Raw genomic sequence first — 26,691 nt, 5'->3', positions numbered from 1 at the left:
TTCAGCGTTCCTCGAGCTTGGCGAGCATCTCGCGGGTGACCAGCGTGATGCCGTTGTCGGAGCGGTAGAAATTCTCCGCGTCGCTGGCGGCATCTTCGCCGATGGCCATGCCGTCTGGAATGACGCAACCGCGGTCGACCACCACGCGCGTCAGCCGCGCGCCGCGACCGACCTGCACCCCGGGCAGCAGCACCGCCCAGTTCACGCTGGCGAAGGAGTGCACGCGCACGCTGGAAAACAGCACCGAACGGAACACGTGGCCCGAAACGATGCAGCCGCCAGAGACCATGGACTCGATCGCCATGCCGCGCCGATCGTCCTGGTTGTGCACAAACTTTGCCGGCGGCAGCTGCGGCTGGTAGGTCCAGATCGGCCAGCGGGTGTCGTACAGATTGAGCAGCGGGTCGGTGGCGGTGAGGTCGATGTTGGCATCCCAATAGGCGTCGATGGTGCCGACGTCTCGCCAATAGGGCTCCTCGTTGTGCCGCGTGCCGACGGCGCTGAGGTCGAACGGATGGGCGACCGCCTGGCCCTGGCGCACCGCATGAGGAATGATGTCCTTGCCGAAGTCGTGGCTCGAATTGGGGTCGTTGATGTCCCGCTCCAGTTCCCTGTAGAGGTAGCGTGCGTTGAACACGTAGATGCCCATGCTGGCCAGCGCGCGATCCGGCTTGCCGGGCATGGCAGGAGGATCGGCCGGCTTCTCGACGAAGTCGACGATGAGGTTGTTCTTGTCCACCGCCATCACGCCGAAGCCGGTGGCCTCGGCGCGTGGCACCTCGATGCAGCCGACCGTGCAGTCGCGCCCCTTGGCCACGTGATCGGCCAACATCAGCGCGTAGTTCATCTTGTAGACGTGGTCGCCGGCGAGGACAACGATGTAGTCGGCACCGTAGCTGGCCAGGATGTCCTGGTTCTGGTACACGGCGTCGGCCGTGCCGCGGTACCAACTCTCCTCGTCGACGCGCTGCTGCGCGGGCATCAGATCGACGAATTCGTTCATCTCGCTCTTCAGGAACGCCCAGCCCCGCTGCAGGTGGCGCATCAGGCTGTGGCTCTTGTACTGCGTGATCACGCCGATGCGGCGGATCCCCGAGTTCAGGCAATTGGACAGCGCGAAGTCGATGATGCGGAACTTGCCGCCGAAGTAGACCGCCGGCTTGGCGCGCCGGTCGGTCAGGTGCTTCAGCCGACTGCCTCGGCCACCGGCCAGCACCAGGGCCACACTGCGCTTGGGCAGGTCCAGGCTGAGCGCCAGATCGTTCGGACTCATGGGGTCATCTCCTTTGTCGTTGTGGGCGTGGACTGCCGCGGCGGTCCCGCGCCCCGATGATCAATGATTTCGGCATCGGCGCAACAGCACCGGACCGGCAGACGGTGCGCCCGCAGCCCCCCGAGTGCATGGAGTCGATGTTGTTTCACCGTACTTCAGCGTAACTGCGAAGCGCGGCCCGTGCCATGCGCCTGGGCCGAGGGCGGGGGGCCCTTTCCGGTGCCGTGGAATCGCCCGTAACCGGGCATCGCCGATGGCCGGTGTGGGCGCGAAAATTGCGATCTGCCCGCGGTTGACGCCCCTGATTCGGGCATGGACACTGCGCACCCGCCGCAAGGCCGGTGGCGCCATGAGCGCCGCCGCACCACAAAGGATCCCGAGTGGAAACGAACCCGCTTTCTCCCGTCGCCATCGTCGGCGGCGTCGACGATCACCTGCTGAAGACCGTGGGCGTGACCCCGGCGCAGGCCTCCTCCACCGAGCTGATGCAGGCGATAGCCCAGGTGGCGCGCGAGCAGCTGTCGCGCCGCTGGGTCGCCACGCAGACGCGCGAGCGCGAGGCGAAGGCCCGCCGCGTCTACTACCTGTCGATGGAATTCCTCATCGGCCGCACCATGGGCAACGCGCTGGCGGCACTGGGCTTGGTCGAAGGTGCCGGCAAAGCCGCCCAGGCGCACGCACGCAAGCTGGAGGAGGTGGCCGAGCGCGAGCCCGATGCGGCACTCGGCAACGGCGGTCTCGGTCGGCTCGCGGCCTGCTTCCTCGACTCCATGGCCACCCTCGGCCTGCCCTCCTTCGGCTACGGCATCCGATACGAGTACGGCATGTTCGCGCAGGAGATCCAGAACGGCTGCCAGGTCGAATACCCCGACCCCTGGCTGGCCGATGGCACGCCCTGGGAGTTCCCTCGCTCGGGCGTGAGCTACCCGGTGCGCTTCGGCGGCTGGGTCGAGCATCAGGGCAACAAGCCCGTGTGGCGGCATGGCGGCGAGGTGGCCGCGAAAGCGCACGACATGGTCGTGCCTGGCCACGGTACCGACAAGGTCAGCACGCTGCGGCTGTGGAAGGCCGTGGCGCCGGCGCACATCGACCTGCACGCCTTCAACACCGGCGATTACGCGCGCGCCGCCGGCGTGAAGAACGAGTACGAGAACATCTCCTGGGTGCTCTATCCGAACGACAGCACGCCGGCCGGCCGCGAATTGCGCCTGCGCCAGGAGTACTTCTTCGTCGCTGCGTCGGTGCAGGACATCCTCGATCGCCACCTCGAGGAGCATGGCACGCTCGCCAACCTCGCCGACCAGGTGGCCATGCACCTGAACGACACGCACCCGGCGATCGCCGTGGCCGAGCTCATGCGTGTGCTGTGCGACGAGCACGACATGGCCTGGGACAAAGCCTGGTGCATCACCCAGCGCGTCTTCTCCTACACCAACCACACGCTGATGCCCGAGGCGCTGGAGACCTGGCCGGTGGCGCTGATGCAGCACGTGCTGCCTCGCCACCTGGAGATCATCTTCCGCATCAACCAGGAGTTCCTCGAGTTCGCTTCGCACCACCGGCCCGGCGATCACGGGTTCCTGGCGCGCCTTTCGCTGATCGACGAGAACGGGGAACGCCGAGTGCGCATGGCGCACCTGTCGATCGTGGGCAGCCACAAAGTGAACGGCGTCTCCGCGCTGCACTCGGACCTTCTGGTCAAGACGATCTTCGCCGACTTCGCATCGCTGTGGCCGGATCGCTTCACCAACATGACCAACGGCGTCACGCCGCGGCGCTGGCTGGCGCAGGCCAACCCGGGGCTGGCCGGCCTGCTCGACCGGACCATAGGGCGGCAATGGCGTCTCGACCTCGACCAGCTGCAGGCGCTGCGCGACCAGCGTGGCAATGCGTCCTTCCGCGACGAGTTCATGGCCGTCAAGCGTGCCAACAAGGCGCGGCTGGCAGAGCACATTGCGCGCGTCACCGGCATCGCCGTCGACCCGGCCAGCCTGTTCGACGTGCAAGTCAAGCGCATCCACGAGTACAAGCGCCAGTTGCTCAACGTGCTGCACGTGGTGGCACGCTACCAGGCCATCCTCGCCCACCCGAACGCCGGCTGGGTGCCGCGCACGGTAATCTTCGCCGGCAAGGCAGCGTCGTCCTACGCGATGGCGAAGAGCATCATCCGCCTGATCCACGACGTCGGCCACGTGGTCAACCACGATCCGCGCGTCGCCGGGTTGCTGAAGGTGGTCTTCGTGCCGAACTACGGCGTCTCGGTCGCCGAGGTGGTCATGCCCGGCGCCGACCTGTCCGAGCAGATCTCCACGGCCGGCACCGAGGCCTCGGGTACCGGCAACATGAAGCTGGCGCTCAACGGCGCGCTGACCATCGGCACCGATGACGGCGCGAACATCGAGATTCGCCAGCACGTGGGCGACGACAACATCTTCATCTTCGGCCTGAAGACGCCCGAGGTGCTGTCGCTGCGCGCCGGCGGGTACCAGCCGATGCGCTACTACGAGAGCAACCCGCAATTGAGGCACGTGCTCGACGCGATCGCCGGCGGCCAGTTCTCGCCGGAGGAGCCAGGACGCTACCGCGGCCTGGCCGACTCGCTGCTGTGGGGCGGCGACCACTACCTCCTGCTGGCCGATTTCGGCCCCTATGTGGAGACGCAGCTGCGCGTCGACGCGCTCTATCGCCAGGCTGGCGAATGGGCCTCGCGGGCGATCGCCAACGTGGCCGGCATGGGCGCGTTCTCCTCCGACCGCACGATCCGCGAGTACGCGCAGCAGATCTGGGGCATGACGCCGGCGCCCTGAAGCACGGCGATTGCTACCATCGACGCAGTCCACCGAGGCTGCCGTCAAGATGCTGAACGACCAAGAGATCGAACTGATACGCCTTGCCCGGCACGGCGACCCGTTCTCCGTGCTGGGCCCGCATGCCGGCGCCGATGGCCGGCTGTGGCTGCGCGCCTTCCTGCCTGGCGCGACGCACGCGGTGGCGGTGGAGGCCGACGGCGGTGCAACGCTCGCGCCGCTGCTGCTGGTGCATGTGGACGGGCTGTTCGAGGCTCCGCTGGACATCATGCCGACGTCCGGCTATCGGCTGCAGGTGCGCTGGACCGACGGCAACACCTCGACCATCGACGATCCGTACCGCTTCCCGCCGGTGCTGGGTGAACTCGACGTCTGGCTGATGAGCGAGGGCACGCACCTGCGTCCCTACGAGGTGCTTGGCGCGACGCAGCGTGAATTCGGCGGGGTGCACGGAACGTCCTTCGCCGTGTGGGCGCCTAACGCGTCGCGCGTCAGCGTGGTCGGCGACTTCAACCTGTGGGACGGCCGCCGCCACCCGATGCGTCTGCGTCGCGAGTGCGGCGTGTGGGAGATCTTCCTGCCCGGCGTGGGCGCGGGCGCGCGCTACAAGTACGAGATCGTCGCCCGCGACGGCGAGTTGCTGCCGCTCAAGGCCGACCCCTACGCGCTGCAGTCCGAACTGCGTCCGGCCACGGCCAGCGTGGTGGCGCAGATGCCGCCGGCGGCGCCGCCCTCCGAGGCGCGCCGCCAGGCCAATGCGCTGGACGCGCCGATCAGCATCTACGAGGTGCACCTCGGCTCGTGGCGGCGCAAGCCCGAGGAAGGCAATCGCTGGCTGAACTGGGACGAGCTCGCCGCCACGCTGGTGCCCTATGCGCGCGAGATGGGCTTCACCCACCTCGAACTGCTGCCGGTGTCCGAACACCCCTTCGACGGCTCTTGGGGCTACCAGCCGATCGGACTGTACGCACCGACCTCCCGCTTCGGCGACCCGAACGGCTTCCGCCGCTTCGCCGAGCGCTGCCACGCCGAAGGCCTGGGCCTGATCCTGGACTGGGTGCCGGCGCACTTCCCGTCCGACACGCACGGCCTGGGCCGCTTCGACGGCACCCACCTGTACGAATACGCCGACCCGCGCGAAGGCTTCCACCAGGACTGGAACACGCTGATCTACAACCTCGGCCGCACCGAGGTAAGCAACTTCCTCGTCGGCAATGCGCTGTACTGGCTGGAGCGCTTCGACGTCGACGGGTTGCGCGTCGACGCGGTGGCCTCGATGCTCTACCGCGACTACTCGCGCCGGCCGGGGGAGTGGGTGCCCAACGTGCACGGCGGGCGCGAGAACCTCGAGGCGATCGCCTTCCTCAAGCGCGTCAACGAGGTCGTCGGCGCCGAGCGTCCGCAGGCGGTGACATTGGCCGAGGAGTCGACTGCGTTCCCGGCGGTGTCTCGCCCCACCTACCTCGGCGGGCTGGGCTTCCACTACAAGTGGAACATGGGCTGGATGCACGACACGCTGAAGTACATGGCGCGAGACCCCGTCCATCGCCAGTTCCACCACGGCGAGATGACCTTCGGCCTGGTCTACGCCTTCAACGAGAACTTCGTGCTGCCGCTGTCGCATGACGAGGTGGTGCACGGCAAGGGCTCGCTGCTGGGCAAGATGCCGGGCGACCGCTGGCAGAAGTTCGCCAACCTGCGTGCCTACTTCGGCTTCATGTTCGGCCACCCGGGCAAGAAGCTGCTGTTCATGGGCGGCGAATTCGCCCAGGAGCGCGAGTGGAACCATGACCAGAGCCTCGACTGGCACCTGCTCGGCGACCGCGCGCATGCCGGCGTGCATCGACTCATTCACGACCTCAACCGCTACTACCGCGCCACGCCGGCCTTGTACGACTGCGACTTCGATGGCGCCGGCTTCGAGTGGATCACCCACGACGATGCGCAGCGCTCGGTGCTCGGCTTCGTGCGCCGCAGCCGCGACGGCCGCTCCGAGGTGGTCGTGGTGTGCAACTTCACGCCGACGGTGCAGCGGGGCTATCGCCTCGGCGTGCCGGCCGCCGGCACCTGGCGCGAGCGCTTGAACACCGACTCGGAGCATTACGGTGGCAGCAACGTCGGCAGTCCGTACGGCGCCGCCGATGCGGAGGCCGTGCCCTGCCACGGGCGCGCGCAATCGCTCATGCTCGACCTGCCACCCCTGGCCACCGTCTTCCTCGCGCGCGACGCCTGAGATGGAAAACGGTCACCCCTGGCCGCTCGGCGCCCATTGGGACGGCCACGGCGTCAACGTCGCCGTCTTCTCGGCGCATGCGCAGCGCGTCGACCTGTGCGTCTTCGACGACGGCGGGCGGCAGGAGCTCAAGCGTCTGCCCCTGCCCGCGCGTACCCAGGACGTCTGGCACGGCTACCTGCGCGGCGCCGGCCCCGGCCTGGTCTACGGGCTGCGCGCCCACGGCCCGTGGCGCCCGGAGCGCGGCCACCGATTCAATCCGCACAAGCTGCTGCTCGATCCCTACGCGCGCGAGATCGTGGGCCGCTTCGAATGGCGTGCCGAGCATTACGGCGCCGACGCGCGGCATGGCACGCACATGGACATGCGCGACAACGCCACGTGCGCGCTGAAGGCACGCGTCGTCGACCCCCGCCACGACTGGCGCGGCGATCGCCACCCGCACACGCCGTTGGAGCGCACCGTGCTCTACGAACTGCACGTCAAGGGCTTCACCCAGCGCCACCCGGGCGTGCCCGAGGCGCTGCGCGGCAGCTACGCCGGTCTGGCATCGGATGCGGCGATCGCGCACTTCAAGCGCCTCGGCGTCACCGCGCTGTGCCTGCTGCCGGTGCATCAGCGCATCGACGAGCGCCGCCTCGTCGGACTCGGCCTGTCCAATTACTGGGGCTACAACAGCATCGGCTTCTTCTGCCCCGACGCGCGGCTGGCCAGCGGGGCGGACGGCTTGTCGGTGCGCGACGAATTCCGTGCCATGGTCGCGAAGCTGCACGCCCATGGACTCGAGGTCATTCTCGACGTGGTCTACAACCACACTGCCGAGGCCGACGAGCACGGCCCGACGATCAGCTTCCGCGGCCTCGACAACGCGAGCTACTATCGGCTGCCGCACGACCAGAGGGAGCGGTACGAGAACCACAGCGGCTGCGGCAACACGCTGGACCTCCGCCAGCCGCGCGTGCTGCAGATGGTGCTCGACAGCCTGCGCTTCTGGGCCGGCGAGATGCACGTCGACGGCTTCCGCTTTGACCTGGCGCCGGTGCTCGGCCGCGGCGATCACGGCTTCGACCGCCATGCACCGTTCTTCACCGCGCTGGCGCAGGACCCGCTGCTGTCGCGCCTGAAGATGATCGCCGAGCCCTGGGACATCGGCCCCGGCGGCTACCAGCTCGGCGGCTTTCCCGGCGGCTGGCTGGAGTGGAACGATCGCTTCCGCGACACCATGCGTGCCTTCTGGATCGAGGGCAGCCACACGCGAGGCGACTTCGCGCAGCGGCTCGCCGCCTCGTCGGACATCTTCCAGCCTCGTCACCGGGCACCGGCCGAGTCGGTCAACTACGTCGTCTCGCACGACGGCTTCACGCTGGCCGACCTGGTCAGCTTTGCGCACAAGCACAACGAGGCCAACGGCGAGCACAACCGCGACGGCCACGGCCACAACCACAGCGCCCACTTCGGGGTCGAGGGTCCGACCGACGATGCCGCCATCCGGTCCGTGCGTGGCCGCGTGGCGCGGGCGCTGCTGGCCAGCACGCTGCTGTCGCAGGGCACGCCCATGCTGTGCGCCGGCGACGAATTCGGCCGCAGCCAGGGCGGCAACAACAACGCCTATTGCCAGGACAACGTGACCTCCTGGCTGGACTGGTCGCGCGCCGACGAGGACCTGATCGCCTTCACCGCCCGGCTGCTGTCGCTGCGCCGGCAGGCCCTGCCCTTCGCCAACCGTTGGTACGACGGCCTCCCCGACCGCCTCGGCCTGCAGGACGTGACTTGGCTTCGCGTCGATGGCAGCGAGTTGCACGGCGAGGAGTGGCGGCGCCCCGACGGCCGCGTGTTCGGCTGCCTGATCGGCCGCCCCGGCCTTGGCCGCACGCCGCTGCTGTTGCTCGTCAACGGCGATGCCGGCGACATCGACTTCATGCTGCCGGGCGGTGCCTGGCAGGCGGTGTTCGACAGCGCGCAGGCACGCGGCGAGACACACTGGCAGGGCCCGGGCGAGGTGCTCTACCCGCTTGCCGGCCGAGCCATGGTGGTGTTCGCGGGCCTGGGGCACGAACTCGATCTGTAGTCAGAGGATCTTCCGATGCGATTCCCCCGCGCCAGCGGCGTGCTGCTGCACCCCACCTCCCTGCCCGGGCCGCACGGCTCGGGCGACTTTGGCGCCGCCGCCCATCACTTCGTGGATTGGCTGGGCACGGCGGGACAGAAGCTGTGGCAGATCCTGCCGCTGGGCGGCATCGGTCCGGGCAACTCGCCCTACATGAGCACCTCGGCCTTCGCCGGCAACGTGCTGCTGATCGACCTTGCCGAACTGCACCGCCGCGGTTGGCTCAGCGCGGGCGAGGTGGAGCCGCCGGCAGGCATGCAGGAACATCGGCTGGACTTCTCCGCCGTGGTGCCCTTCCGCATGGACCGGCTCGAGCGGGCCTCGCGGCGCTTCGCCGCGATCGCGTCGGCCGAGGAGCACGCCGATCTGCAGGCCTTTTGCGAGCGCCACGCCGACTGGCTGCCCGACTACGCGCTGTTCATGACGCTGGCCGAGCTTCATGGCTGGCGAGACTGGAGCGACTGGGATGCGCCGCTGGCGGCGCGCGAGCCGGCCGCGCTGGCCGCCGCGCGCCAGACGCATGCCGAGCGCGTCGCGTTCTGGACCTTCTGCCAGTGGTGCTTCTTCCGGCAATGGCTGGCGCTGAAGGCCTACGCCAACGGCAAGGGTATCGAGATCATCGGCGACGCACCGATCTTCATCGCCTACCAGAGCGCCGAGGTGTGGGCGCGGCGCGAGCTGTTCGAGCTCGACGCCCGGGGCAAGCCCACGGCCGTGGCCGGCGTGCCCCCCGACGCCTTCAGCGAGACTGGCCAGCGCTGGGGCAACCCGCTGTACCGCTGGAAGGCGCATGCCAAGGAAGGCTACGCCTGGTGGGTGCAGCGCATCCGACGCAGCTTCGAGCTGGTCGACATCGTGCGCATCGACCACTTCCGCGGCTTTGCCGGCTACTGGGAGATCCCCGCCCACGAGGCCACCGCGATTCACGGCCGCTGGCAGCCCGGTCCGGGCGAGGCGCTGTTCAAGGCCATCGCGCGGGAATTGGGGCCGCTGCCCATCGTTGCCGAGGACCTCGGCGTGATCACGCCGGACGTGGTGGCGCTGCGCAAGAAATTCGCCTTCCCCGGCATGCGCATCCTGCAGTTCGCCTTCGACGGCGGCAGCGGCAACGCCTATCTGCCGCACAACCACGACGTCGACTCGGTGGTCTACGTCGGCACGCACGACAACGACACCGCGCTCGGCTGGTGGGCCTGCTTGACGGAGCCGCAGCGCCGACACGTGCTCGACTACCTGGGCAGCAGCGGTGTCGAGATCCACTGGGACCTGATCCGCGCCGCCTGCGCCAGCGTGGCCGACACCGTCGTGCACCCGATGCAGGACGTGCTGGGCCTGCCTGGCGAGCACCGCATGAACCTGCCCGGCCGCGGCGAAGGCTACTGGCAGTGGCGCTTCACGTGGGAGCAGGTGCGCCCCGAACATGCGCAGCGGCTCGCGCACCTCGTGCGGCTGTTCCGCCGCGACGGCACGCCCTTGCAGGGCTGAGGCGGGCCGCCATGAAGAACGGGGCGCGAAAGCGCCCCGTTGCGATCGGACCGAGGTCGCGTATCAGCGCACCACGGCGATCTGCTCGCGCTTGCCGCCCTTGTAGGTGAACAGGGTCAGCGCGCCATTCTTGATGTCGCCCTTCTCGTCGAAGGCGATCGTGCCGGTCACGCCCTTGTAGTTGGCCTTGGCCAGCACCGGCAGGTACTTGGCCGGCTCGGCCGAACCGGCCTTGACCATCGAGTCGGCCATCACCATCACCGCGTCATAGACGTACGGCGCATAGATCTGCACGTCGGCGTTGAACTTCTTCTTGAAGTCGGCCTTGAACTTCTCCATGCCGGCCTTCTGCTCACCCTCGACGCCGCCGGCCTCCGCGCAGATCACCTGGCTGTCGGCCATCGAGCCGGCGGCCAGCTTGGGCAGCTCGCCCGAGCAGATGCCGTCGCCACCCATGAACTTGGCGTTGATGCCGAGCTGCTTCATCTGGCGGATCATCGGGCCGGCCACAGCGTCCATGCCGCCGTAGAAGACCACATCGGGATTCTTCGCCTTGATGGCGGTCAGGATGGCGGTGAAGTCGGTCGCCTTGTCGGTGGTGAACTGCTGCTCGGCGATGGCACCGCCCGACGCCTTCACGGCCTTGGCGAACTCCTCGGCCACGCCCTGGCCGTAGGCGGTGCGGTCGTCGATCACGGCGATCGACTTGCCCTTCAGCGTGTTCACCGCATAGCGGCCCAGCGTGCCACCGAGGTGCACGTCATCGGCCACGAGGCGAAACGCTGTCTTGTAGCCGTTGCGGGTGTACTTGGGGTTGGTCGCCGACGGCGAGATCTGCACGATGCCGGCGTCGTAGTAGATCTTGGAGGCCGGGATGGTCGTGCCCGAGTTCAGGTGGCCGACGACACCGTTGACCTTGGAGTCGACCAGCTTCTGGGCGACGGCGGTGCCCTGCTTCGGGTCGGCTGCATCGTCTTCGGCGAGCAGCTCGAACTTGGCCTTCTTGCCGCCGATCGTCACGCCCTTGGCGTTCAGTTCGTCGATGGCCATGCGCGCGCCCATCTCGTTGTCCTTGCCAAGGTGGGCGATGCCACCGCTGGTGGGGCCGACGTGGCCGATCTTGACGACCAAGTCCTGAGCCGACGCAGCACCTGCGGTGAGCAGAGCAGCCGCAGCCACCACGGCATTGAATTTGACTTGCATGCAATAACCTCCGGTTGGAATGTTGAGAGCGTTCGGAAGAGAGGGTTTTTCTCAACGGCCGAGACGATACTCCAAAAAAAACGCCGTCTCTATACGGCAGCCTCAGGGGAAACCTGCGATCCGCCCCCGCGGCTGACTCCACAACGCGCGGGTCAGCGTCCGCGATGACGGGCCAGTTCCTGAGCGACGATGCGAGACACCACGTCACGCAAGGTCGATGCCAGCTCGTTGCGCGCCTCGCGCATCAGCGCATCGGTGGCGCGCGTGAGCGCCGGGGTGAGCACCTCGCGCAGTTTCACCTCGAGCATCAGGTCGATCTGCCGCTGCAGATCGGCCAGCACGCGCTCGGTCAGTTCCTCTTCGTCGGGGCTGCCCGCCGGCTTTCGGGGCAGGTTCTGCAGCGGCGCCGGCTCGGGGCGCGCGATGGCCGTCGATGACGCAGGCGTGCCCGCTGCCGCGCCCGTTTCGGGAATGCGCACCACCTCGGTCAAGGTGGGCACGCGTCCCGGCGGCGCGGGGCGCGTGCTCATTCGTCGACCTCGTGCTTCTCGATCTGATAACCCCTCGACGCGTAGTGCTTCCAGCGTGCACGGGCCGCCGCACGGTCGGCCTCGTCCACGGAGACGATCTCGACCAGCCGCTGGAAGCTCTCGAAGCCCGCCGGCGGCTCGGCGCCCAGATTGAGCAGCACGTCGTGGTGCGGCGCACCGCCAAGGGAAGGCAGCAGGCACACCGGCGTGTCGCGCAGCCGCTCGGGCAAGGTCTCCCCCTCGCGCAGCAGCACGTGCGGCACGAACTCGGTGGCCTCGAAGCTCCACAGCGTGCGATCGAGCTCGGCCAGCACGGCGGGAGCTGCGGCGACCGCCACGCGCGCGTTCTGTCGGGTCGCCTTGCGCAACAGCCGGCACGCATAGCCCATCCGGTGCGGCACGTTGAAGTGGAAGCTGACCCGGGTCATCGCTGGCCTCGCGTGCCGCGTCTCAGGCAGCCTGCGCGAGCACGAAGTGCGTCAGCAGCGGCACGGGACGGCCGGTGGCGCCCTTGGCAGCACCGGACTTCCAGGCCGTGCCGGCGATGTCCAGGTGCGCCCAGCGGAACTTGCCGGTGAACTTGCGCAGGAACATGGCCGCGGTGATCGCACCGCCGGCGCGACCACCGACGTTGCCCATGTCGGCGAAGTTGCTCTTCAGCGCCTCGTCGTACTCCTCGTCCAGCGGCATGCGCCAGCAAGGGTCCAGCGCAGCCCGGCTGGCGGCGAGCAACTGCTCGGCGAGGCTGTCGTCGGCGGTGAAGAGTCCCGAGTGGTGGTGGCCCAGCGCCACCACGCAGGCACCGGTCAGGGTCGCCACGTCGATCACGCAAGCGGGCTTGAAGCGCTCCGCGTAGGTCAGTGCGTCGCACAGGATCAGCCGGCCCTCGGCGTCGGTGTTGAGGATCTCGATCGTCTGGCCGGACATGCTGGTGACGACGTCGCCGGGCTTGATCGCCTGGTCGCCGGGCATGTTCTCGCAGGTCGGCACGACGACGACGAGGTTGAGCTTCGGCTTGAGTTCGGCCACGGCACGCAGCGTGCCGATCACGCTGGCGGCGCCGCCCATGTCGAACTTCATCTCGTCCATCTCGGCGGCCGGCTTGATCGAGATGCCGCCGGTGTCGAAGGTGATGCCCTTGCCCACGAGAACGACGGGGGCCTGCGCCTTCGGCGCGCCCTGGTACTGCGCGACGACGAAGCGCGGATGCTCGGCCGAACCCTGCGCCACGGCGAGGAAGGCGCCCATGCCGAGCTTCTCGATCGCCTTGCGGTCGAGCACGTCGACCTTCAGGCCGAACTCCTTGCCGAGCTTCTTCACCTGATCGCCGAGGAAGGTCGGCGTGCAGTGGTTGCCCGGTCGGTTGGCGAACTCTCGCGCCAGCGTCACGCCGGCGGCGATCGCCTGGCCGCGCGCCAGACCCTGTGCCACCGGCTTCGCCGAGGACTTCTCGCACAGCAGGGTGATACGCGCCAGCGCACTGGCCGCCGGGGCGCTGGGCTTGGTGTGACGGTACACGTAGGTGGCATCGCCTGCGGCGGCAACCAGCGCCTCGGCGTGTTCGGCACCCAGTTCTCCGGCGCCAGAGAGCGCCACCGCCAGGTGCTTGGCGCCGCCGCCCTTCAGCGCGGCAACGCCTGCGGCGAAGGCCGCCTTGATCGACTTGAGCGTGGCCGCGCCGCAGGCGGCGAACACGACGCGCGTCGCCTTCACGCCCGGCGGCCGATGCAGGTAGATCGTCTTGCCACGCTTGAGCTCGAAGTCGCCGTGGGCGACGGCGTCGTCGAGCGCGCGCTTGAGCGATCCGTCCAGGGACGCATCCGCCTTCTCTCCGGCCACGACCACCAGCAGCGCGTCGCAAGCCACCGAACCCACTGCGTCCAGAGACGCATTCTGCTGACGAAAGTCCATAATCCCCGCCTGATTCACGAAGCGCACGATGTTATTCGATTCCACCCTGCGAGCCGACCTGGCGCGCAGCTTCGGAGCCACGCTGGTCGTCATCCTGACCATCGTGTTGACGATGTTCCTCATCCGCACGCTCGGCCAGGCTGCGGTGGGCCGCGTCTCGCCGCAGGACGTGGTGCTGCTGCTGGGCTACACCGCGCTCGGCCACCTCTCGACCATGCTCGCGCTGTCGCTGTTCATCTCGGTGGTGGCCACGCTGGGTCGCATGTACCGCGACAGCGAGATGACCATCTGGTTCGCCAGCGGTGTCGGCCTGACGCGCTTCGTGCGGCCGGTGCTGCGCACGAGCTGGCCGGTGCTGCTGGTGATCGGCGCGCTCGCGCTGTTCGTCTGGCCCTGGGTGAACCAGCGCGCCACTGAGCTGAAGGATCGCTTCGAGCGCCGCTCCGACCTCTCTCGCGTGGCGCCGGGGCAGTTCCAGACCTCGAGCGACGGCCAGCGGGTGTTCTTCATCGACCGCGACTCGGAAGACGGGCGCACCGGCCGCAACGTCTTCATCCTTTCCAATGCCCCTCGCGCGGAGTCGGTCACCTCTGCCAAGACCGGGCGGATCGAACTCGACGGCGACGATCGATTCCTCGTCCTCGACCGGGGTCAGCGCAACGAGGAGGATCGTGCCTCGGGCGAGAAGACGCTGTCGCGCTTCGAGTCCTACCGCATCCTGGTCGGCGAGCGCGTGCTGTCGCGCGTCGACGAGATGCCGCCGCGGGCGATCCGCAGCGTCGACCTGTTGCGCGAACCGACGCCGCGCAACCAGGGCGAGTTGACCTGGCGGCTCGGACTGCTGTTCGGCGCCACCAATCTGCTGCTGCTGGCGATCCCGCTGTCGACCGCCAATCCGCGCCGGGCGAGCAACTGGAACCTGCTGTTCGCGCTTCTCACCTTCGTCGTCTACTACAACGTCATCAACCTGTCGCAGGCCTGGGTGGCGGGCGGCCGGATGGGCATGGGCGTCGCGCTGCTGCTGTTCCACGGCGGCGCTCTGGCACTGGCGCTGCTGCTGCTGTGGTGGCGCGAGCACGGCAACCGGCGCTTCTCGCTAAGGCGGGCCGCATGAGAACCGTGCGACGCCTGTTCAACCGCGACATCGTCACCTCGGTGACCTTCGTCGGGATGGCCTTCCTGTCGCTGTTCTTCTTCATCGACTTCGTCGAAGAACTCGGCGACGTCGGCAAGGGCTACACGCTGCTGCACGCGGTGGCCTATTCGCTGCTGCAGGTCCCGGGCCATCTCTACGAGCTGATGCCCATCGCCGTGCTCATCGGCACCATCTATGCGCTGGCGCGGCTGGCGCAATCCTCCGAGTACACCATCCTGCGCACCGGCGGCCTCGGGCCGGGCCGGGCCCTGTCGCTGCTGGCGGTTCTGGGGCTGATGTTCGCTCTGGTCACCTACGTGGTCGGCGACTGGGTCGCCCCCTTCAGCGAGCGGCATGCGACTGAGTTGCAGGCGCGCGCCACGGGCAAGCTGCGCATCGGCGGCGCCGGCGCTTGGCTGAAGGACCGCGCCGTCACCCCCGATGGCGAGCGCAGCTACTCGGTCAACGTCGGCTCGGCCGGTGCCGACTCGACGCTGCGCGACGTACGCATCTTCGAGTTCGACGCCGATGGGCGGCTGGTGCGTCGCATCGGTGCCGCCAGCGCCCACGTGGACGACGACGACACCTGGCAGCTCGGCGACGTGAAGGTCACGCGCTGGAGCGTCGCCGCGGGCGATGCGCAGGCCACGGTCAGCGAGGAGAAGCTGGCGTCGCTGGCCTGGCCGAGTTCTCTTTCGTCCGGGGTGGTCGCCGCCGCCGTGCTGCCGCTGTCGACCATGTCGACGATCGAGTTGTTCCGCTACATCGGCCACCTCGCCGACAACGAGCAGGCGGCGCAGCGCCACGAGATCCAGTTCTGGAAGAGAGCCCTCTACCCATTCGCCTGCCTGGTGATGATGGCGCTCGCCCTGCCCTTCGCCTACATGCACGCCCGCGCCGGCGGCGTGAGCTTCAAAGTGTTCGCCGGCATCATGCTCGGCATCAGTTTCGTGCTGCTCAACAACATGTCCAGCCATCTGGGGCTGCTGCGCGACTGGACGCCCTGGATCACCGCTGCAGCGCCGAGCGCGCTGTTCCTCCTGCTGTCTCTCGCCGCCTTCAGCTGGCTGGTGCGCTACCGATGAAACGAGGCTTGCTCCTGTTCGCCCATGGCGCGCGCGACCCGCGCTGGGCTGTGCCATTCGAGGACGTCGCACAGCGCATCCGCGTGGCCGACGCCTCGGTGCCGGTGGCATTGAGCTACCTGGAGTTCATGTCGCCCGGGCTCGTCGAGGCCGGCGCGCAACTGGCGGCGCAAGGTTGCGATCGCGTCGAGGTGGTGCCGCTGTTCCTCGGCGCCGGCGGCCATGTGCGCAAGGACCTGCCGGCGCTGCTCGAGCAGCTGCGGCAGTCGCACCCGCGGGTGGCCTGGCTGCTGAGGCCGGCCGTCGGCGAGGACGACGCGGTGATCGAGGCCATGGCCCGCACGGCCCTTCACCCCTGCGACGGCCGCTGACCGGAGCGGGATGGAATAATCCCGCCGATCCACAGATCGCGCGGAAATATGAACCTCCACCAGTTCCGCTTCGTTCAGGAGGCGGTGCGTCAGAACCTGAACCTGACCGAGACCGCCAAGGCGCTCTTCACCTCGCAGCCAGGCATCTCCAAGGCCATCCTGGAATTGGAGGACGAACTCGGCCTCGACATCTTCGCGCGCCACGGCAAGCGCCTGCGCCGCGTCACCGAACCTGGGCAGCAGGTGCTCAGATCGATCGAGGTGATCATGCGCGAGGTGGGCAACCTCAAGCGCATCGGCGAGGAGTTCTCCAAGCAGGACGCAGGCACCCTGTCGATCGCCACCACGCACAGCCAGGCGCGCTACTTCCTGCCCGAGCCGATCGCGCAGTTGCGCAGGCGCTTTCCCAAGGTGAACGTCAGCCTGCACCAGGGCTCGCCCGATCAGGTGGCGCGCATGGTCATCGAGGAGGTTGCCGACGTCGGCATCGCCACCGAGGCACTGGATGCGCACGAGGATCTGATCTCCCTGCCCTGCTACGAGTGGCAGCACGTGCTGGTCATGCCGCCCGGCCACCCGCTGGCGCAGAACGAGCGCATCGAACTGGAAGACCTGGCGATCCAGCCACTGGTGTCCTATCACCCCTCGTTCAGCGGCCGCACACGAGTCGACCAGGCCTTCGCCGCGCGCCGCCTCAAGCCGAATGTCGTGCTCGAGGCGATCGACGCCGACGTCATCAAGACCTACGTGAGGCTCGGCCTGGGCGTGGGAATCGTCGCCGAGATCGCCGTGCGCGACGATCCACCAGGCGGCGACCTGCTGTCACGCCCGCTCGGCCACCTGTTCGGCAGCAACGTCACGCGCGTCGCCTTCAAGCGCGGCGCCTACCTTCGCAGCTTCGTCTATGCGTTCACCGAGATGCTGTCCGAGCGTCTCGGTCGACAACTCGTCCTGCAGGCGCTGTCCGGCCGTCATCCCGGCTCGCCCGACTACCAGCTCTGAAACATCGCCATGACCATCCCGCCCGCCCGCATCCCCGAAATCAGCAGCCGCCTGCCGAGCGTCGGCACGACCATCTTCACCGTCATGTCGGCGCTTGCGCAGCAGCATGGTGCCGTCAACCTCGGCCAGGGCTTCCCGGACTTCGACTGCGATCCAGCGCTGCTCGAGGCGGTGACCAAGGCCATGCACGCCGGACTGAACCAGTACCCGCCGATGGCCGGCGTGCCGGCGCTGCGCGAGGCGGTGGCCGCGAAGATCGAGTCGATGTACGGCCGGCGCTACGACCCCGGCAGCGAGATCACCATCACCGCCGGCGCGACGCAGGCCATCATCACCGCCATCCTCGCCATCGTGCATCCCGGCGACGAGGTGATCGTGCTCGACCCGTGCTACGACAGCTACGAGCCCAGCATCGAACTGGCCGGCGGACGCGCGGTGCATGTGCCGCTGACGCCGGGCAGCTTCCGCCCGGACTTCGCGCGCATCTCCGCAGCGCTGTCGCCGCGCACGCGCGCCCTCATCGTCAACACGCCGCACAACCCGAGCGCGACCGTCTGGACGCGCGAGGACATGCAACGCCTGGCCGACTTGCTGCGGCCGACCGACGTGTTGGTGATCTCCGACGAGGTGTACGAGCACATGGTCTACGACGGCGCGCGCCATGAGAGCGCGGCGCGCCATCCCGAACTGGCACAGCGCGCCTTCATCGTGTCGAGCTTCGGCAAGACCTACCACGTGACCGGCTGGAAGGTCGGCTACGTGGCCGCGCCCGCGCCGCTGACGGCAGAATTCCGGAAGGTGCACCAGTTCAACGTGTTCACTGTCAACACACCGATGCAGCACGGACTGGCGGCCTTCATGGCCGACCCCACGCACCATCTCGGGCTGGCCGCCTTCTACCAGCGCAAGCGCGACCTCTTCCGTGCCGGCCTTGCGGGCAGCCGCTTCAAGCTGCTGCCCTGCGAAGGCACCTATTTCCAGTGCGTGGACTACTCGGCCATCGGCGACGAGCCGGAAGAGGCATTCTGCCGCCGCCTGACCACCGAAGTCGGCGTGGCGGCGATCCCGCTGTCCGCCTTCTACCAGGGAGGCTTCGAGCAGCGCATCGTGCGCTTCTGCTTCGCCAAGAAGGACGAGACCCTGGCCCTGGCCCTGGAGCGCCTGGCAGCGCTCTGACCCACCCCTCAGTAGCGGTCGGCTTCGCCGCGATTGAACTTCGGGTCGACGAGGCCCAGGAAATCGGACATCGTGGCGTCCTGCCCCGAACCCTTCGGCCCGCTCACGTCGAGATCGACCTGCACCGTCAGCTGTTTGGTCGGCGCGAACCCCATCAGGCGGCTGGCGGTGAGTTCCTCGATGGGCTTCTCCGCCGCCTCGCCGTCCATCGGCAGCAGCAGGTCCACGGATCGCGCATTGCTCGGATGCTCCGCCAGGTCGCGGGCGATCGAATAAAGGAACAGCAGCTCGCGGTAGGCGGGCAGATCGAAGGTCTCGGCGTCCGTGTCCTGCCGCATCAGCGCGGCGTCCAGCATGTGGGTCACGCGCAGCGGCTCGTCCCACAGGCGCTGCAGCTGGCGCAGGACTTGGGGGTAGTCGTCCAGCGTTCGGCCCTGCGCGAGGTCGCTGTCCCAGTCCGGGGCATAGGCGCTGAAACGCCGGTTGAACCGCTCGCGCACGCGCTCGTAGGCGTCGTGCTCACCGCGCCGGCGGTAGATCTCGAGCAGCTTCAGGTACGGCAGCGGGCTGGCGCCGCCGCTGCTGCGCACGTGTCCCATCAACAGGTCGATGGCTGCTTCTTCCTGGCCGAGCACGACGAAGAAGTCGGCCTGCTGCTCGAGGTCGATGAGCTCCTCGACCGACAGTTCGCGCCGCGGAGGCGCAGGCTCGAGCGGCGGCGGCAGCACCGACACCGGCGCGTCCATCTCCGCAGCGGTCTCCAGCCTGTGCTGACCTTCCGCGGAGTGCTGGATGCCTCGATCCGCCATCACCGCGGGTTGCGTCTCGTGGCGTGCCGAGCCGGTGTCCGTCGCTGCAGCGTGTGTAGGCACGGGCTTGAGCGGCGCCGGCTGGCCGGCCGCGCCGGTCGGCGCCAGCCACCACTGCGGCGAATGCCGGGACTGTGACTGCCGCCACCACAGCGCGGCCACGGCCAACGCCAGCAGCGCCGACAGCCAAGCCAAGCTGTAGACGAGCGGATTCGAGTATCGCGAGGAGCGCGCTTCCTCCAGGCTGGCCTGTATCGTGGCCAGCGCGCGCTGGGTCTTCTGAGAGTCCTCGCGCAGCACACGCAGTTGCTCTTCCAACTGCACGATGCGCCGCTGCGCGGCCGAAGCCGCCTCCGCCGCAGAGGCGGCGGCCATGGTCGAGGCCGCAACCTCCGACGCAGCCGCCGCGACGGCCAGCGCCGCGGCGGCCTGCGAACTCGCGGCGGCCGATGCGGCAGCGGCCACGGTTGCTGCCACCCCCGGCTCGAGCTGCAGGCGCGGGCCGCTCGGGCGCGCCTTGGCCACGGCAACCGCCGACGACTTGCGTTCGCGCGGCCGCGGCTTGTCGATCGCGGCCGGCCGCGGCTTCGGCACGGGCGCCGCCACGGCAGCAACCCGTGCGCGTGCAGGCTGCTCGACGCCGGGCGGCGGCGCCGAGGCCCCCTGAACGGCCTGTGCAACGGCGACCACCGGCGCCACCTCGGACTCGAGGCGTTGCGGGGGCAGGCTCACCTCGCCCGCAGTACTGCCCGCGAGATTCAACCCCGGTGGGTCGACCAGCGTCACGAAACTGCGCGTCAGACGCGGCTGACAGCCGGCCGTCACGGTGACGGTCACCACCGGCTCGTCGATCGGCACGACCGTGCTGACACGGACGAGGCGCTCATTGGCGTTCGGCGCCGCCTCGACGCTGATGCGCAGCGCAGCCGGTGCAACACGGAAGTCGCCGGAGAGCACCTCTGCGGAGACGCACTCGCGCACCAGCGTCTCGTCGCCCTCGAGGCGAACGGTGGCCGCGAAGTTCAGCGGCATGCCGAGGTAGGAGGCGTTGACCGAGCGTCCGAAGCCGAGCGCCTGTGCCGGTCCGGTGCTGCACAGCAGGGCACCGCCGACGACGGCGAGTGAGAGTGAGAACGAGGCTCGACGCATTCCGCAGGAGGTTCTTATGCGCGAAGACTCTAGCATGAAGGCTTTGCCCGCCGCCCCTGCGACAGGGGGTGGCGCGACAGTCCGCCGTGACACAATCGACTGAACCCACGGCGCCCCCAAGAGCCATGCCCTCCGAACTGCTGTCCGAGCGCCAAGGCGCCGTGCTGATTCTCACGATCAGCGATCCGGAAACACGCAATACCCTGTCCGAGGCCGTCATCACGGCAGGCATCGAAGCGTTGAGCACGGCCGAATCCGACGACGAGATCCGGTGCGTGGTACTGCGCGGCGCCGGCGCGCACTTCTGCGCCGGAGGGAACCTGCAGGGGCTGATGGCCCGCCGCCAATCCGGACCGCCCGCGCAGGCGCACATGCTGGAGATGCTGCACCAGTGGGTGGAAGCATTGCGCGCCTGCCCCAAGCCGGTCATCGCGGCCGTCGAAGGGGCGGCAGCCGGTGCCGGCTTCTCGCTGAGTCTGGCCTGCGACATGATCGTCGCGTCGGAGGAGGCGCGCTTTATCCTCTCGTACGCCAAGCTCGGTCTCTCGCCCGATGGCGGTGCGACGTGGCAGCTGACGCGCGCCCTGCCGCGCCACGCCGTGCAGCAACTGGTCTGGCTGGCCGAGCCCGTAACGGCCAGGCAACTGCAGGCATGGGGCATCGTGCAAGTGGTGTGCGAGCCCGGCCAGGCGACGGTCGAGGCGCTTCGCATCGGCGATCGGCTCTCCGCCATGGCGCCGAACGCACTGACCAGCGGCAAGGAACTGCTCAACGCGGCGGCCGGCAACTCGCTGAATGCACAACTGGCCGCGGAGCGCGACCACTTCATTCTCAACCTCTTCCACGCCAACGGCGGCGAAGGCATCCAGGCCTTCGTCGCCAAGCGCGCGCCGAAGTTCGAGTGACGGCCGCTCAGTCGCGGTAGCCCGGGTTCAGGCGGTCGAGCCGACGCAGCAGGCCCGGCCAGGTCAGCGCACCGCCGCCGACCCCGCGTGTCACCTGCTTGGCCTGCGCCTGCGCGCCGGCGATGATGCGCGGGTCGACATGCGTCAATTCGCGGCTGCCCGCCAGCGCGCGGACCTGGATCGTGCACACCGCTTCGAACAGGTACATGTTGAGGAAGGCGTCGGCGATCGTCGCACCCAGCGTCAACAGGCCGTGGTTGCGCAGCATGAGGAAGTTCTTCTCGCCGAGGTCCGCGACGAGCCGCGGCTTCTCTTCCTCGTTGAGCGCCACGCCCTCGTAGTCGTGGTACGCGAGGCTGGAAAGCACGAAGATCGACTGTTGAGACAGCGGCAACACCCCGCCCTTCTGCGCCGACACCGCGACGCCGTTTAGCGTATGGGTGTGCAGCACGCACTGCGCGTCGTGGCGCGCGGCATGGATCGCGCTGTGGATGGTGAAGCCGGCCGGGTTGACCGGGAACGACGAGTCATCGAGCTTGTTGCCTGCGGTGTCGATGCGCACCAGGCTCGACGCGGAGATCTCCTCGAACATCAGGCCGTAGGGGTTGATGAGGAACTCGTTGTCGCGACCGGGCACTCGCGCACTGATGTGCGTGAAGACGAGATCGTCCCACTTGAACAGCGCCACCAGCCGGTAGGCGGCGGCAAGGTCCACGCGGGTCTGCCACTCCTCGGCGCTGACCTCGCCCTGGCGGCTGGGAATCTGCAGTGCGCTGGTAGCCATGCGGGTCTCCTGATCGATGTTCTTGCTCGTGGACAATAGGTTCGCACGAACCCATCATGCTGTCACGTCAGCGACTGAACATGAACACCCCCGTTCTTACAATCGACGAACGTTCCAACATCGAGTCGGGCTCTTGGTTCTCGAAGCTCTCACCGGCGCTGCGCCAGGCCATCCTCGCCCGCGCGACGGTTCGGCGGCTGTCCGACGGCGCCACGCTCTCGGCACGCGGCACGCCTGCGCAGGAGTGGTGCGGCGTGGCCAAGGGCGCGGTGCGCGTGAGTTCCGTCTCGCTGTCGGGCAAGCAGGTCACGCTGACCTACGTCGAGCCCGGCACCTGGTTCGGCGACATCGCCCTTTTCGACGGCCTGCCGCGCACACACGACGCGAGCGCGCATGGCGAAACCACGCTGCTGGTGGTGCGCAAGGCCGACTTCAAGGAACTGCTCGCGCAGCATGTCGAGCTCTACGACGCGCTGTTGCGCCTGAACTGCCGGCGACTGCGGCTCATGTTCGACACCATCGAGGACCTCAACACCCGACCGCTCGCCGCACGGCTGGCCAAACAGGTGCTGCTGCTCGCGCGCAGCTACGGCGTCGAGCAGGGCGAGGAGACCCGCATCGGTCTGCAGCTCGCGCAGGAGGATCTGGCGCAGCTGCTCGGCGCCTCGCGCCAGCGTGTCAACCAGGAGCTCAAGGGCTTCGAGCGCGAGGGTGCCGTGCGCATCGAGCCGACGCGACTGGTGGTGCTCTCGAAGGAAAAGTTGCTCGCCATCGCCGAGCGATAGACGCCTGCCGCGCCGGTCGCGCCGGCGGCCGGCTTGTCCTCCACTCCGACTGACAAGCCCATGGACGCCTATTCCGGAACCAAGCCCGTCGCCGCACAGCACGCCTTCGACATCGGCGCGCTGCAGGCCCATCTCGAACAGCACCTCGACGGCTTCCGAGGCCCACTGTCCGTCGAGCAGTTCAAGGGCGGCCAGTCCAATCCGACCTTCAAGCTGGTCACGCCGGCCACCACCTACGTGATGCGCTGCAAGCCGGGCCCGGTGGCCCGGTTGCTGCCCTCGGCGCACGCGATCGAGCGCGAGTTCACCGTGATGCGCGCCCTGCGCGGCTCCGACGTGCCGGTGCCGACGATGCACCTGCTGTGCGAGGACGAGGCCGTCATCGGTCGCGCCTTCTACGTGATGGAATTCGTGCAGGGCCGCGTGCTGTGGGACCAGACCCTGCCCGACATCAGCCGCGCCGAGCGCACCGCGATCTACGACGAAATGAACCGCGTCATCGCCGCGCTGCACACCACCGATGTGAATGCCGTCGGACTGGCGAGCTACGGCAAGCCCGGCAACTACTTCGAGCGGCAGATCGGGCGCTGGAGCAAGCAGTACCAGGCCTCGATCACCGAGCCGATCGAGGCGATGGACCGCCTGATGGAATGGCTGCCGGCGCACATGCCGGCCAGCGCGCGCGACGAGAGCCAGGTGTCGGTGGTGCACGGCGACTACCGGCTGGACAACCTCGTCTTCCATCCCACCGCGCCCCGCATCCTCGCCGTGCTCGACTGGGAACTGTCCACGCTCGGCCATCCGCTGGCGGACTTCAGCTACCACTGCATGTCCTGGCACATCGCGCCGGGCCAGTTCCGCGGCATCGGCGGCGTGGACCTGGCGGCGCTGGGCATCCCCGACGAGAGGAGCTACGTGCGCCGCTATTGCGAGCGCACCGGCCGCGCCGACCCTGACGCAGTGATGGCCGACTGGAACTTCTACCTCGCCTACAACCTGTTCCGCATGGCCGGCATCCTGCAAGGCATCGCCAAGCGCGTCGTCGACGGCACCGCGTCGAGCGCGCAGGCGGTGGCCGCAGGCGCCGGTGCCCGGCCCCTGGCCGAGATGGGCTGGCGCATCGCCAGCCGGACCTGATCACACCCCGAAAGAGAGACACCATGGACTTCAGCTATTCGCCCCGGACCCAGGAACTGCAGGCTCAGCTGCTGCGCTTCATGGACGAGCACATCTACCCGGCGGAAGCCGCCTGGTGGGCCGAGATCGAGGCCAACACCGCCGCCGGCAAGCGCTGGACGCCGCTGGAAGTGATCGAGAAGCTCAAGCCCAAGGCTCGCGCGCAGGGCTTGTGGAACCTCTTCCTGCCGCCCAGCGCCGACGGCCACAAGAACACCTCCGGCCAGTACGGCATCGGTCTGTCGAATCAGGAATACGCGCCGCTGGCCGAGATCATGGGCCGCGTGCCCTGGAGCAGCGAGGTGTTCAACTGCTCGGCGCCGGACACCGGCAACATGGAGACCATCGTCCGTTACGGCAGCGAGGAGCACAAGAAGCGTTGGCTCGAGCCGTTGCTCGACGGCCGCATGCGCAGCGCCTTCGCGATGACCGAACCCGCCGTCGCCTCGTCCGACGCGACCAACATCGAGGCGCGCATCGAGCGGCAGGGTGACGAGTACCTCATCAACGGCCGCAAGTGGTGGACCAGCGGCGCCGGCGATCCGCGCTGCCAGATCTATATCTTCATGGGCAAGACCGATCCGACCGCACCCAAGCACTCGCAGCAATCGATGGTGCTGGTGCCGGCCGACACGCCGGGGGTGAAGGTGCTGCGGCCGCTGAACGTGTTCGGCTTCGACGATGCACCACATGGTCACATGGAGGTGCTGTTCGAGAACGTGCGCGTGCCGGTGAGCAACATCCTCCTTGGCGAAGGCCGCGGCTTCGAGATCGCGCAGGGCCGCCTCGGCCCGGGACGCATCCACCACTGCATGCGACTGATCGGCCTGGCCGAGCGCTCGCTGGAACTGATGTGCCAGCGGGCCAGCAAGCGCGTCGCCTTCGGCCGCAGCATTGCCGAGCAAGGGGTGACGCGGGAGCGCATCGCCGAGGCGCGCTGCATGATCGACCAGGCCCGGCTGCTGACGCTGAAGGCGGCCTGGATGATGGACATCGCGGGCAACAAGAGCGCCAAGGCCGAGATCGCGATGATCAAGGTGGTCGCGCCGACGATGGCCTGCAAGGTGATCGACTGGGCGATGCAGGTGCATGGCGGCGCCGGCATGAGCCAGGACTTCCCACTGGCCTACTTCTACACGCTGGCGCGCACGCTGCGCTATGCCGACGGCCCGGACGAAGTGCACCGCAACGCGATCGCCAAACTCGAACTCGGCAAGCACCAGTAAGCCGCAATCCGGTGAGGCAGCGGGCCGCAAGCGCCCGGCCTCAGCGTGGCTTGGTGTCGTCGAAGTTCTGCCAGGCGGTCGAACTGCTGCTCGGCCACTCCGGGGCGGCTTCGCCGCGCTGTGCGGCAACGCGTCGTGCCTGCGTCACTGCGGTCTCGAAGATCTCGACCGCGGCCGACAGCGTCATCGGGTCGGGGTCGAGCAACTGCAGCCGGAGATAGGCGCGACCGCGCAGCGTCATCAGCACCAGCGGCGGTTCGTGCTGCAGCAGCGTGCCCAGGCCGCGCGCGAGTTGCAGGCCGAGCGGACCCTCCAGCCACGACATCACGTTTGCCGGCGTCGCAGCCACCCCGCCGAAGCGCCCGCGCAGCCCGCGAAACATGTTCAGGTTGGCCTTGGGATACATCACCAGCCAGCGCATCTCCTCGGGCGTGCCGGTGTCGATCTGCGTCTGCATGCCCTCGGTGAATCTCTCGTAGGTCTGGCGCTCGAGCCGATCCATCAGCGGCTTGGACAGCACGAGCATCTGCAGTTCGCCTGGCAGGCGCAGTTCCATGCGGATGCGCAGTTCGCGGCCGGCAATGTAGGCACGCTGCGGCGGGCCCCACTCCAGGCGCCAGGGCTTGTCCTCGAGCGAGCCCTCGACGACGAAGCCCTCGCCCTCGCGCACACGGCGGAAGTTCAGTGCGCGGTGGTTCGCCCAGTCGGCCACATCGGTCCAGGGCAACGTAACCACCGGCTTGCCGGCCAACAGACGCTTGAAGGTCTCCAGCATGGTCGCGGTCAATCCACTAGAGTGTGGGCACGACTGCTTCGCTGCACCGACCCGGAGAGGAACCTCATGATTGAAGTGTATTCGTGGGCGACGCCGAACGGCCACAAGGTTCACATCATGCTCGAGGAGTGCGGACTGCCGTACCGCGTGACCCCCGTGGACATCGGCGCGGGCGACCAGTTCAAGCCGGAGTTCCTGGCCATCAGCCCGAACAACAAGATCCCCGCGATCGTCGACCCCGACGGCCCCGACGGCCAGCCGATCTCCCTGTTCGAGTCGGGCGCCATCCTGCTCTACCTGGCCGGCAAGACGGGCCGATTGTTGCCCGCCGATACGCGCGGCAAGTACGAGGTGCTGCAGTGGCTGATGTTCCAGATGGGCGGCGTCGGGCCGATGCTGGGCCAAGCGCATCACTTCCGCATCTACGCGCCGGAGAAGATCGAGTACGCGATCAACCGCTACACCAACGAGGCGAAGCGCCTGTACGGCGTGATGGATCGCCGGCTGGCGAAGAGCAGGTACATCGGCGGCGCGGAATACTCGATCGCCGACATCGCCGTCTTTCCCTGGCTGCGTTCGTGGAAGAACCAGGGGATCGACTGGAACGACTATCCGCACCTGAAGGGCTGGTTCGACGAGATCGGCCACCGCCCGGCGGTGATGCGCGGCGTCGAGGTGCTGGCGCACCAGCGCAAGCCGCTGGTCGACGACAAGGCGCGCGAAACGCTGTTCGGCGCGACCCAGTACCGCAGGCGCTGAGACGC

Annotated in this window: 22 protein-coding genes; 14 read left to right on the top strand and 8 right to left on the bottom strand. The window is 68.3% G+C overall.

Annotated elements, in window-relative coordinates:
- Position 1: 1 nt before the first annotated feature.
- Positions 2-1,273, bottom strand: a complete 1,272-nt coding sequence (gene glgC, locus Q0599_RS02005) for a glucose-1-phosphate adenylyltransferase (protein WP_298824909.1) — start codon at positions 1,271-1,273, stop codon at positions 2-4.
- A 380-nt stretch (positions 1,274-1,653) separates the two neighbouring features.
- On the opposite strand from glgC, the gene Q0599_RS02000 reads away from it, so the two are divergent.
- Genes Q0599_RS02000 through malQ form a run of 4 tightly spaced genes read left to right on the top strand, consistent with a single transcriptional unit; the run spans position 1,654 to position 9,905 of the window.
- The gene (locus Q0599_RS02000; RefSeq protein WP_298824906.1) at positions 1,654-4,080 is read left to right on the top strand and encodes a glycogen/starch/alpha-glucan phosphorylase; all 2,427 of its coding nucleotides are present in this window, start codon (positions 1,654-1,656) and stop codon (positions 4,078-4,080) included.
- Between the two features lie 49 nt (positions 4,081-4,129).
- Positions 4,130-6,313 (top strand): 1,4-alpha-glucan branching protein GlgB, encoded by a 2,184-nt coding sequence (glgB, locus tag Q0599_RS01995; RefSeq protein WP_298824903.1) that lies wholly within the window; start codon positions 4,130-4,132, stop codon positions 6,311-6,313.
- A gap of 1 nt (position 6,314) precedes the next feature.
- Positions 6,315-8,381: a glycogen debranching protein GlgX gene (glgX, locus tag Q0599_RS01990; RefSeq protein ID WP_298824900.1), complete on the top strand. Its 2,067-nt coding sequence runs from the start codon at positions 6,315-6,317 to the stop codon at positions 8,379-8,381.
- 15 nt (positions 8,382-8,396) lie between these two features.
- Positions 8,397-9,905 carry a 4-alpha-glucanotransferase gene (malQ, locus tag Q0599_RS01985; protein WP_298824898.1) on the top strand — a complete coding sequence of 503 codons (1,509 nt, stop codon included), beginning with the start codon at positions 8,397-8,399 and terminating at the stop codon, positions 9,903-9,905.
- 63 nt (positions 9,906-9,968) lie between these two features.
- On the opposite strand, the gene Q0599_RS01980 is transcribed toward malQ, so the two are convergent.
- From Q0599_RS01980 to Q0599_RS01965, 4 genes are all read right to left on the bottom strand, one after another.
- Complete coding sequence (locus Q0599_RS01980) at positions 9,969-11,108, bottom strand: branched-chain amino acid ABC transporter substrate-binding protein (RefSeq protein WP_298824895.1); 1,140 nt, start codon at positions 11,106-11,108, stop codon at positions 9,969-9,971.
- A gap of 152 nt (positions 11,109-11,260) precedes the next feature.
- Positions 11,261-11,638 carry a hypothetical protein gene (locus tag Q0599_RS01975; protein ID WP_298824892.1) on the bottom strand — a complete coding sequence of 126 codons (378 nt, stop codon included), beginning with the start codon at positions 11,636-11,638 and terminating at the stop codon, positions 11,261-11,263.
- Positions 11,635-12,066, bottom strand: a complete 432-nt coding sequence (locus Q0599_RS01970) for a DNA polymerase III subunit chi (RefSeq protein WP_298824889.1) — start codon at positions 12,064-12,066, stop codon at positions 11,635-11,637. Before Q0599_RS01970 ends, Q0599_RS01975 begins: the two co-directional genes overlap by 4 nt.
- A 22-nt stretch (positions 12,067-12,088) precedes the next feature.
- The gene (locus Q0599_RS01965; RefSeq protein WP_298824887.1) at positions 12,089-13,549 is read right to left on the bottom strand and encodes a leucyl aminopeptidase; all 1,461 of its coding nucleotides are present in this window, start codon (positions 13,547-13,549) and stop codon (positions 12,089-12,091) included.
- Between the two features lie 28 nt (positions 13,550-13,577).
- On the opposite strand from Q0599_RS01965, the gene lptF reads away from it, so the two are divergent.
- From lptF to Q0599_RS01940, 5 genes are read left to right on the top strand one after another with little or no spacing between them, the layout of a single operon-like run.
- Positions 13,578-14,663: an LPS export ABC transporter permease LptF gene (gene lptF / locus Q0599_RS01960; protein WP_298824884.1), complete on the top strand. Its 1,086-nt coding sequence runs from the start codon at positions 13,578-13,580 to the stop codon at positions 14,661-14,663.
- Positions 14,660-15,769, top strand: a complete 1,110-nt coding sequence (gene lptG / locus Q0599_RS01955) for an LPS export ABC transporter permease LptG (protein WP_298824880.1) — start codon at positions 14,660-14,662, stop codon at positions 15,767-15,769. The genes lptF and lptG overlap by 4 nt, the downstream gene beginning before the upstream one ends.
- Entirely contained in the window at positions 15,766-16,140 is a 375-nt protein-coding gene (locus Q0599_RS01950) for a CbiX/SirB N-terminal domain-containing protein (RefSeq protein ID WP_298824878.1), read from the top strand. The genes lptG and Q0599_RS01950 overlap by 4 nt, the downstream gene beginning before the upstream one ends.
- 48 nt (positions 16,141-16,188) lie before the next feature.
- Complete coding sequence (locus tag Q0599_RS01945) at positions 16,189-17,142, top strand: CysB family HTH-type transcriptional regulator (protein ID WP_298824876.1); 954 nt, start codon at positions 16,189-16,191, stop codon at positions 17,140-17,142.
- A 9-nt stretch (positions 17,143-17,151) separates the two neighbouring features.
- On the top strand, positions 17,152-18,318 hold the full coding sequence (locus tag Q0599_RS01940) for a pyridoxal phosphate-dependent aminotransferase (protein ID WP_298824874.1): 1,167 nt from the start codon (positions 17,152-17,154) through the stop codon (positions 18,316-18,318).
- 8 nt (positions 18,319-18,326) lie between these two features.
- Here the strand turns inward: Q0599_RS01940 and Q0599_RS01935 are convergent, their stop codons facing one another.
- Positions 18,327-20,276 (bottom strand): hypothetical protein, encoded by a 1,950-nt coding sequence (locus tag Q0599_RS01935; protein WP_298824872.1) that lies wholly within the window; start codon positions 20,274-20,276, stop codon positions 18,327-18,329.
- 125 nt (positions 20,277-20,401) lie between these two features.
- Here Q0599_RS01935 and Q0599_RS01930 point away from each other — a divergent pair, with 125 nt between their 5' ends.
- A complete protein-coding gene (locus tag Q0599_RS01930) occupies positions 20,402-21,181 on the top strand; it encodes an oxepin-CoA hydrolase, alternative type (RefSeq protein ID WP_298824870.1) in 780 nt (259 codons plus the stop codon).
- Positions 21,182-21,188: 7 nt separating this feature from the next.
- On the opposite strand, the gene Q0599_RS01925 is transcribed toward Q0599_RS01930, so the two are convergent.
- The gene (locus tag Q0599_RS01925; protein ID WP_298824868.1) at positions 21,189-21,965 is read right to left on the bottom strand and encodes a class II aldolase/adducin family protein; all 777 of its coding nucleotides are present in this window, start codon (positions 21,963-21,965) and stop codon (positions 21,189-21,191) included.
- Positions 21,966-22,045: 80 nt separating this feature from the next.
- Here Q0599_RS01925 and Q0599_RS01920 point away from each other — a divergent pair, with 80 nt between their 5' ends.
- The 3 genes from Q0599_RS01920 to Q0599_RS01910 are packed head-to-tail and all read left to right on the top strand — an operon-like array spanning position 22,046 to position 25,152.
- A complete protein-coding gene (locus Q0599_RS01920) occupies positions 22,046-22,750 on the top strand; it encodes a Crp/Fnr family transcriptional regulator (protein ID WP_298824866.1) in 705 nt (234 codons plus the stop codon).
- Positions 22,751-22,810: 60 nt separating this feature from the next.
- Positions 22,811-23,887: a phosphotransferase family protein gene (locus tag Q0599_RS01915; protein ID WP_298824864.1), complete on the top strand. Its 1,077-nt coding sequence runs from the start codon at positions 22,811-22,813 to the stop codon at positions 23,885-23,887.
- A 23-nt stretch (positions 23,888-23,910) separates the two neighbouring features.
- Positions 23,911-25,152, top strand: a complete 1,242-nt coding sequence (locus tag Q0599_RS01910) for an acyl-CoA dehydrogenase family protein (protein ID WP_298824862.1) — start codon at positions 23,911-23,913, stop codon at positions 25,150-25,152.
- A gap of 40 nt (positions 25,153-25,192) precedes the next feature.
- Here Q0599_RS01910 and Q0599_RS01905 read toward each other — a convergent pair whose 3' ends face one another.
- Entirely contained in the window at positions 25,193-25,927 is a 735-nt protein-coding gene (locus Q0599_RS01905; protein WP_298824860.1) for a hypothetical protein, read from the bottom strand.
- 66 nt (positions 25,928-25,993) lie between these two features.
- Here Q0599_RS01905 and Q0599_RS01900 point away from each other — a divergent pair, with 66 nt between their 5' ends.
- Positions 25,994-26,686: a glutathione S-transferase C-terminal domain-containing protein gene (locus Q0599_RS01900; protein ID WP_298824858.1), complete on the top strand. Its 693-nt coding sequence runs from the start codon at positions 25,994-25,996 to the stop codon at positions 26,684-26,686.
- Positions 26,687-26,691: the final 5 nt, after the last annotated feature.

Origin of the sequence: uncultured Piscinibacter sp., from assembly GCF_937952055.1 — a bacterium.
Taxonomy (GTDB): Bacteria; Pseudomonadota; Gammaproteobacteria; order Burkholderiales; family Burkholderiaceae_C; genus Piscinibacter.
This window is presented reverse-complemented; position numbering and strand designations above follow the sequence as displayed.

Coding starts and splice junctions, on each gene's coding strand:
- glgC (WP_298824909.1), bottom strand. CDS start 1,273: ATGAGTCCGAACGATCTGGCGCTCAGCCTGGACCTGCCCAAGCGCAGT.
- glgB (WP_298824903.1), top strand. CDS start 4,130: ATGCTGAACGACCAAGAGATCGAACTGATACGCCTTGCCCGGCACGGC.
- glgX (WP_298824900.1), top strand. CDS start 6,315: ATGGAAAACGGTCACCCCTGGCCGCTCGGCGCCCATTGGGACGGCCAC.
- malQ (WP_298824898.1), top strand. CDS start 8,397: ATGCGATTCCCCCGCGCCAGCGGCGTGCTGCTGCACCCCACCTCCCTG.
- Q0599_RS01980 (WP_298824895.1), bottom strand. CDS start 11,108: ATGCAAGTCAAATTCAATGCCGTGGTGGCTGCGGCTGCTCTGCTCACC.
- Q0599_RS01975 (WP_298824892.1), bottom strand. CDS start 11,638: ATGAGCACGCGCCCCGCGCCGCCGGGACGCGTGCCCACCTTGACCGAG.
- Q0599_RS01970 (WP_298824889.1), bottom strand. CDS start 12,066: ATGACCCGGGTCAGCTTCCACTTCAACGTGCCGCACCGGATGGGCTAT.
- Q0599_RS01965 (WP_298824887.1), bottom strand. CDS start 13,549: ATGGACTTTCGTCAGCAGAATGCGTCTCTGGACGCAGTGGGTTCGGTG.
- lptF (WP_298824884.1), top strand. CDS start 13,578: ATGTTATTCGATTCCACCCTGCGAGCCGACCTGGCGCGCAGCTTCGGA.
- lptG (WP_298824880.1), top strand. CDS start 14,660: ATGAGAACCGTGCGACGCCTGTTCAACCGCGACATCGTCACCTCGGTG.
- Q0599_RS01950 (WP_298824878.1), top strand. CDS start 15,766: ATGAAACGAGGCTTGCTCCTGTTCGCCCATGGCGCGCGCGACCCGCGC.
- Q0599_RS01945 (WP_298824876.1), top strand. CDS start 16,189: ATGAACCTCCACCAGTTCCGCTTCGTTCAGGAGGCGGTGCGTCAGAAC.
- Q0599_RS01940 (WP_298824874.1), top strand. CDS start 17,152: ATGACCATCCCGCCCGCCCGCATCCCCGAAATCAGCAGCCGCCTGCCG.
- Q0599_RS01935 (WP_298824872.1), bottom strand. CDS start 20,276: ATGCGTCGAGCCTCGTTCTCACTCTCACTCGCCGTCGTCGGCGGTGCC.
- Q0599_RS01930 (WP_298824870.1), top strand. CDS start 20,402: ATGCCCTCCGAACTGCTGTCCGAGCGCCAAGGCGCCGTGCTGATTCTC.
- Q0599_RS01925 (WP_298824868.1), bottom strand. CDS start 21,965: ATGGCTACCAGCGCACTGCAGATTCCCAGCCGCCAGGGCGAGGTCAGC.
- Q0599_RS01920 (WP_298824866.1), top strand. CDS start 22,046: ATGAACACCCCCGTTCTTACAATCGACGAACGTTCCAACATCGAGTCG.
- Q0599_RS01915 (WP_298824864.1), top strand. CDS start 22,811: ATGGACGCCTATTCCGGAACCAAGCCCGTCGCCGCACAGCACGCCTTC.
- Q0599_RS01910 (WP_298824862.1), top strand. CDS start 23,911: ATGGACTTCAGCTATTCGCCCCGGACCCAGGAACTGCAGGCTCAGCTG.
- Q0599_RS01905 (WP_298824860.1), bottom strand. CDS start 25,927: ATGCTGGAGACCTTCAAGCGTCTGTTGGCCGGCAAGCCGGTGGTTACG.
- Q0599_RS01900 (WP_298824858.1), top strand. CDS start 25,994: ATGATTGAAGTGTATTCGTGGGCGACGCCGAACGGCCACAAGGTTCAC.